This is a genomic window from Halanaerobium sp. MA284_MarDTE_T2 (assembly GCF_003337245.1).
In the GTDB taxonomy this organism is placed as follows: Bacteria; Bacillota; Halanaerobiia; order Halanaerobiales; family Halanaerobiaceae; genus QPJE01.
In genome coordinates this window covers 1-6436 of the sequence record NZ_QPJE01000047.1, presented here as the reverse complement: position 1 = coordinate 6436, position 6436 = coordinate 1, and the positions used below count along the sequence as shown (strand labels likewise).

At 30.3% G+C, this 6436-nt stretch carries 10 protein-coding genes and 1 pseudogene; 10 read left to right on the top strand and 1 reads right to left on the bottom strand.

The features are described 5' to 3' along the window. The first annotated feature begins 83 nt into the window (after window positions 1-83). From DFR78_RS11595 to DFR78_RS11565, 6 genes are all read left to right on the top strand, one after another. Window positions 84-239, top strand: a complete 156-nt coding sequence (locus DFR78_RS11595) for a uracil-DNA glycosylase (RefSeq protein WP_233487069.1) — start codon at window positions 84-86, stop codon at window positions 237-239. A 77-nt stretch (window positions 240-316) separates the two neighbouring features. Continuing rightward, window positions 317-760, top strand: a complete 444-nt coding sequence (locus tag DFR78_RS11590; RefSeq protein WP_114458986.1) for a DUF523 domain-containing protein — start codon at window positions 317-319, stop codon at window positions 758-760. Between the two features lie 41 nt (window positions 761-801). After that, window positions 802-1176 (top strand): DUF2007 domain-containing protein, encoded by a 375-nt coding sequence (locus DFR78_RS11585; protein ID WP_114458985.1) that lies wholly within the window; start codon window positions 802-804, stop codon window positions 1174-1176. Between the two features lie 406 nt (window positions 1177-1582). Next, on the top strand, window positions 1583-2116 hold the full coding sequence (locus DFR78_RS11575) for an SMR family transporter (RefSeq protein ID WP_233487068.1): 534 nt from the start codon (window positions 1583-1585) through the stop codon (window positions 2114-2116). A 44-nt stretch (window positions 2117-2160) separates the two neighbouring features. Next, the gene (locus DFR78_RS11570) at window positions 2161-2496 is read left to right on the top strand and encodes a hypothetical protein (protein WP_114458984.1); all 336 of its coding nucleotides are present in this window, start codon (window positions 2161-2163) and stop codon (window positions 2494-2496) included. A gap of 91 nt (window positions 2497-2587) precedes the next feature. Further along, window positions 2588-3829 carry an MFS transporter gene (locus DFR78_RS11565; RefSeq protein WP_114458983.1) on the top strand — a complete coding sequence of 414 codons (1242 nt, stop codon included), beginning with the start codon at window positions 2588-2590 and terminating at the stop codon, window positions 3827-3829. A gap of 224 nt (window positions 3830-4053) precedes the next feature. On the opposite strand, the pseudogene DFR78_RS11560 reads toward DFR78_RS11565, so the two are convergent. Further along, window positions 4054-4412, bottom strand: a pseudogene (locus tag DFR78_RS11560) (DDE-type integrase/transposase/recombinase); the annotation flags it as partial. A 5-nt stretch (window positions 4413-4417) separates the two neighbouring features. On the opposite strand from DFR78_RS11560, the gene DFR78_RS12070 reads away from it, so the two are divergent. The 4 genes from DFR78_RS12070 (at window position 4418) to DFR78_RS11545 (ending at window position 6194) form a co-directional block, all read left to right on the top strand. Continuing rightward, window positions 4418-4576, top strand: a complete 159-nt coding sequence (locus DFR78_RS12070) for a DDE-type integrase/transposase/recombinase (RefSeq protein WP_233487070.1) — start codon at window positions 4418-4420, stop codon at window positions 4574-4576. Window positions 4577-4621: 45 nt separating this feature from the next. After that, window positions 4622-4858, top strand: coding sequence for an integrase core domain-containing protein (locus tag DFR78_RS12065; RefSeq protein WP_199505623.1), 237 nt, complete (start codon window positions 4622-4624; stop codon window positions 4856-4858). 368 nt (window positions 4859-5226) lie between these two features. Beyond that, entirely contained in the window at window positions 5227-5757 is a 531-nt protein-coding gene (locus DFR78_RS11550; RefSeq protein WP_114458982.1) for a hypothetical protein, read from the top strand. Window positions 5758-5981: 224 nt separating this feature from the next. After that, window positions 5982-6194 (top strand): hypothetical protein, encoded by a 213-nt coding sequence (locus DFR78_RS11545; protein WP_233487067.1) that lies wholly within the window; start codon window positions 5982-5984, stop codon window positions 6192-6194. Window positions 6195-6436 lie beyond the last annotated feature (242 nt).

Below are 6436 nucleotides of genomic sequence, written 5' to 3'. Positions count from 1 at the left end.
CTACAGAAGGAGTAATTTCTTCTCCTTCTCTTTTTTGAACTAGGTGGTACACAATTCGATTGGTAGGGTGGTACATTTTTCGCTTGACAAAAGCAGCCGGGAAAATAGATAAAAAGTGGGTAGAAAACTACTGTCATGGAGATAATAAAAGCTGTCAGCGCTATCAGATGGAAGAAAAAGGCGAATATCATCCTGATAATATGCTTCCTGATGGAAGTATTGATCAGAGTTTAAGCTAGTTTATTCCAAATTATGAAGAGAAAAAGAAAGGTGGTTTTAAGCGTTAAAAATTTATTTAATTAGAAAGGATGATCAAATGTATCTAGTAAGTGCCTGTCTGGCAGGTATTAACTGCCGTTATGATGGTGGAAATAACTTTAATAAAAATGTAGCAGATTTGGTCAAATCAGGAAAAGCTGTCCCGGTCTGCCCTGAAGTACTTGGAGGACTGGATACTCCCAGAGTTCCTTCAGAAATTGCTGCTGATCAGCATGGAAATAAAAAAGTCATCACTGAAAATGGGCAGGATATAACTGCTGAATTTAAACTGGGAGCAGAAAAAACTATAAAAATTGCCAGAATTGTTGAGGCTAAAAAAACTATTTTAAAGCAGAGAAGTCCTTCCTGTGGCTGTGGGAAAATATATGATGGAACTTTTAGCGGCAATTTAATAAAGGGTAATGGTTTTACAGCAGAATTATTAATAGAAAATGGAATTGAAGTTCTAACTGAAGATGATTTAGAAAGAGATTCTCTTTAAATAGAAGGCTGATTTCAAAAAAAATTTGAGGAGTTAAATAGATGTCTGATTTTAAACTGCAGCATTTAATAACAACCGGTGTCAGAGAAGCAGAAATGATAGAAGCACTGCTGAATGACAGCAATATAGAGGTGATTGTTCGTCATGATGAATTTGGCGGCTACAGTGTAATCTACATGGGTTATTCTGCCTATAATGTAGAACTTTATGTGGCAGAAGATGATTATAAGGAAGCCAGAGAACTCCTTAATGGATTGAATTTAGAAACAGATTATGGAAATGAAGAATTAAAAACAGAAAAGCAGAAAACAAACAGCAGTGATCAGGGTAAAAGTATGTCCTTTTATCTGGCACAGATTGCAAAAATAATTATAATAATCTATCTGCTTTTAAATTTAATTGCTTTAATTTTTTAAAGGATGAAATAAAATGAATAAAACTAAGCTATCTAAAACAGTCTCTTATATTCTGCGTCATCATCCTGAAGACTTCAATTTAAAACCTGCTGCAGATTATTTGTCTGTATTAAAAATGAATAATTAGGTTCATAATTCAGTGAAGTTCAGGATATTTGATCCTGCTCCTATTTTTAGCAGAATCTTAAATTGTATAAATAATTTAAATCAACAAAGGAAGTGTAGTCTTTGATATATTTGCTTTTAGCAGTCTTATGCAGTTTATCAATAGCTTTAATTTTTAAATTCAGCGAATCGAATAATTTAAACAGATATATAATTACCTCAGCCAATTATTTTACTGCAGCTTTAGTTTCTTTGATTCTAATTTTTAATCAGGGTATTAAATTTTTCGACTTTAATCACAATGCTATTTGCCATCATCATCTGGCAGGAATATCCGGAAGACTTACAGTGGCTTGGAATTCTACTGGCCATTACTTCAATTATTCTGGTCAATTTTCCTTTCAATAAAGACTGTCATCAGGCACTGAGGTTAAACTTAATCTTTCTCTTTCTCTATGGTGGAATTGCAGAATTCAGCAATAAGATATTTCAGAAATATGCTCTGGTCGACTACAAAGTATTATTTTTATTCTGGGTTTTCTTTTCTGCTTTTTTGATCAGCTTTTTCTATAGTGTTAAGAAAGTTAAGCGTTTACCAAAAAAGTCTGAACTGCTGACCGGATTTGCAGTAGGTATACCCAATCTATTCTCCTCTTTCTTTCTGATCAGTGCCTTAAATTATCTAAAAACAGCAGTTGTCTTTCCGATTTTCAGTGCGGGCAGCATAGTATTAATAACTGCAGCCGGCTATCTTTTCTTTGGAGAAAAATTAAAAGCAAAAGAGTGGGCTTCAATTTTGATGACTGTAGTGGCATTAATTTTGATTAATATATAAAGCTGATAGGACTAAAAAATAATATGTAAGTTAAAGGAGTAAAAATGGAGAAGTTTAAAAAAAGAATTTTTAATAGTTTGGTAGAATTTTTTAAAGAATTAAAATTTATTATTAAAAATAGAAATCAGATAAAGAAGTTAGAAAAAGGTGAGCTAAACGACTGTCCGGAAGAAGAAATTTTAGCTTTAGTCTATGCTCATCACTGGACTGAAAAGAAAGGCCAGCCAGACGCGGAGATGTCCGATAAAGTTAAAGATAACTATGGTAAAGATAAATTTGAATTTATAAATTTAGCAGTTAGAATGATTAATTTCGGTAACCTGTCGGGAAGCAGTTTTGATTGTTTTCTTCATAGATTGAGTTTCGGTCTGCTGAGTTAGAGGAAGTACCTCACTGCTGATATTTCTATTTTTACTGGAAAAATTAAGTAAGAATTATATATGGAAGTAAAGTAATCTAGGAGAATTATATATGGATATAAAAAAAGATACAAATATAAGAAAGTTTGGTTTTTATGGTCTTCTAAAAAATCTTAGATTTTTTGAACCATTTCTCTATATATTTTTTTTAAGTCTTGGATTTTCCTATTTTCAGATCGGGACTCTAATTTCAATCCGAGAAATCACAAAAAATATATTAGAAGTACCTTCTGGTGTATTTGCAGATAACTACGGCCGCAAAAAAAGTCTTCAGATATGTTTTGTGCTCTATATTTTTTCCTTTATTTTATTTTACTATGGCAGTGTTTATTCAATAATTGGTCTGGCAATGGTTTTATTTGGGATTGGAGAAGCTTTTAGAAGTGGTACTCATAAGGCAATCATCTTTTTATATCTTGATCAAAACAATATTGCAGAAAAAAAGACGGAAGTTTATGGAAGAACAAAATCCTACTCTTTGATAGGTTCAGCAATTTCGGCAGTTATTGGTGGTTTTATAGTTTTTGTAGAATCAAATTACAGATTAGTTTTTTTATTTTCCATAATTCCTTATATACTGGATTTTATTTTAATTTCTACCTATCCGGATTATTTAGATGGCAAAACTTTAAATGATTTAAATTTAAAAAAATTTTTCCATTCTGGAGTGGAAAGTTTTAAAAAACTGCTGCTTCAATTGAAAGATTTAAGAAAGGGAATTATAAATTCTGGAGTATATGATGGGTTTTTTAAAATTTTAAAAGATTATCTACAGCCGATATTAAAAATTGAAATTATTTCACTCCCGCTGCTGCATGGATTTGCAGAAGAAAAAAGACTTTCAGTCCTGCTTGGGTTATCATATGCAGTTATTCATCTGATTAGTTCTTATGCAAGCCGCAGTGCTTTTAAATTAAAAAATAAATTTAATGAAAGCATCAGAAGTTTAAATTTAACCTATATTTTAACATTCATTATAATTGCCTTTATTGGCTTAATAATTAATAGCGGTTTTATATATTTTATTATTACCCTTTTTATACTTTTTTATGTTATTCGTAATTTGAGAAGGCCAATAATGCTTGACTATATTGCCAATATAATTAAAGAAAAAGAGAGAGCAACCATGTTATCAATTGAGTCTCAATTCAGAACTATATTTATTGTTTTTACAGCTCCAATGATTGGATACATAGCTGATCTGTGGGGATTAAGAATCATGTTTTTTTCAGCTTCATTGACTTTAATTATTTTTGAAAATTTACTAAAATTATCGAATATAAATGAAAATTGAAGATAATTTACTATCTGGCAGGCATTAACGTCCGGTATGATAATAAAAATAATTTGAATAAAAAATAGATTTATTCGTTCATAAATTTAAACTGTGATTAATTTCACTTTGAAAACAGAATCTAAATAATATATTACAGATATTAAAGATATTTAATGTCAGTTTTACTAAATCACTTAGATAATCATTTAACCTATTAATAAGATTGAGCTTCCTTCATTAAATTAGACATATAGTTTAGATAGTTTTCTCTCGTTTTCGTAGTCTTTTGGACTTTTATAATTTAATGTCGAATGTATTCTGATTCTGTTGTAATAAACAGCGATATATTCAAAAATATCCTGTCTTGCCTGTTTTCTTGTTTTGTAATCTTTTTGGAAATCATGACTTGCATATTGGCTGCCTCTATCAGAATGAAAGATCAAACCTTTTTTAGGATTTCTATTTTTAATTCCCATTTTAAGAGCATCTATAACAAGCTGTTTGGTCTTTTTTTATTAATCGACCAGCCAACTACTTTTCGGGAATAGATATCTATTACAACAGCCAGGTAAAGCCAGCCTTCGGCTGTGGGTATATATGTTTGATATCATTGATGTATTTACCAGAGAAATTGTAGGTTATCACAAAGGCTTAAGATGTAGCACAAAAGAAGCTCTTAAAGCACTTGATGAGGCAGCTGAATCCCGAAACACTGATGATCTGATACTCAGAACTGATAATGGTACCCGGTTTAGAAGTCGATAATTTCAAACAAGGATTAGAGAACTTGATATATCTCGTGAAAGAACAATGGTAAATACACCAGAAGAAAACGCTCATATTGAGAGCTTTCACGGTACATTAAAAAGAGCTGAAGTATATCAAAAACATTATCGCAGCATAACCCACTGCAGGAAATCTATTGCTAAATTTATTGATAAATACAATAACAGAAGACCACACTCATCTGTTGGTAAAATACCACCAGCAGTTTATCATAAAAACATTCTGAACAACTTAGTTTCAGGAATTAAATTTGCAGCATAAGTAATTAGAATTACTGAGAATCTGTGTTTAACAAATCATATTAAAGCTTGTCCAAGATTAGAGGGGCTAGCTCAGAAACATTTTATGGGATCATATACTACTTATTTTCTTTTATTTAATAATAGATATATACAGGTTGATTATTTTGAAGAAAATGAAAATAAAATGGTAATTGGAGAAAAAGTGTATCTTGAATTTAATAAAATTAAAGAATTAGATTAGTGGTTATAATTTAATTAATATATTTAGCTGAAAGTTGTTTAAAAATGTGTTTGAAAATAAATTATCAAAAAACATAAGTTCGCGACATAACGCTGTCGCTCTCCTGTGATATCCTTTAATTAGATTATCAAAAGGGGGTATATCAAATGAAAAAGAATTTATTAGTATTTATTTTTATGGTAGCTGTAGTTTTGATGATTTCAATTACAGTATCGGCAGAAACAGCACAAAATGGTGAATGGTTGGTGGAAGCAAAAGAAGATCCTCTGACAGATGAATTTACTCTATTTATTTCAAACCCCAAAGATTATAATAATGGATTGATCTTAAGAAGAAAAGAAGGTACTACAGAATTAATTTTATCTACAGATTATCTCGGCAGTGCTGGTGTTAATCCAGACTACAGTGATTATTTTAAAGATTTAATTTATCGTTTTGATAAAGAGGATTTGGTAGAAACTAAATGGTCTATTTCTTCAAATGGGAGCGCATTATTTTTTAAGGAAGATAAAGATACTCTAAAGAGTTTTATTGCAAAAATGATGGCTCACAATGAACTTGTTTTTGGATACTGGCCGTATGAAAAATCACGAAAAACAGTTGTTTATAATTTAAGTGGTTTTACTGTTTCAATAACTCCTTACCTGGATGATCTTGGCTGGGAGGATTTGAAATAAAAAGATAATATATTTCAAATATAAGTCGGATTTTAGATCCGGCTTATACTGATTTTATAAAACAACCATCTGTGGTATAATAAAATTAACTTAAAGGAGAAGCAGCCAACGATATTTTAGATAATTTTTAAATATTAATAAACTCAGACAAAATGTCTGGATATTTTTTTATAATAAATATAATTCCACTACTCAAAGGAATGATATTATGTTAACCATAAAATGTGCTAAGTGTAAAACAAAACTTTTTAAATATAAAAAAAATTGGTAAGGGAAAAGTTCTCCGCTGCTGGAAGTCCAAAATAACAAGGCTTTATGATGGAGAAATTGACGGCAAAAACTTTGTCTGTGGAAATTGTGGTAATATCACAGCTGAAATCAAAGATGACTGTACTGATATGAATAGTGATGTTTTACTTACAGAGGCACAAAATTAGAAAATAATTCAACTTTAATTTTTCATACTAACAGTCTTTGAAGTAGACTGGGATTTTCCGGTTTTAATATATTATACAGGGAAAACTACATTAATCGAGAATTATATACAATAGATATTAATAAATATGATAAAAATTAATAATTATAGTGATAGAAGTTATAGTCTGCTAGCAAACCTCGTGGGCTTGCCCCGAGAAAATAGCAGACGGTTTTGAATTTCAATTATTATGTTTAGCTAATA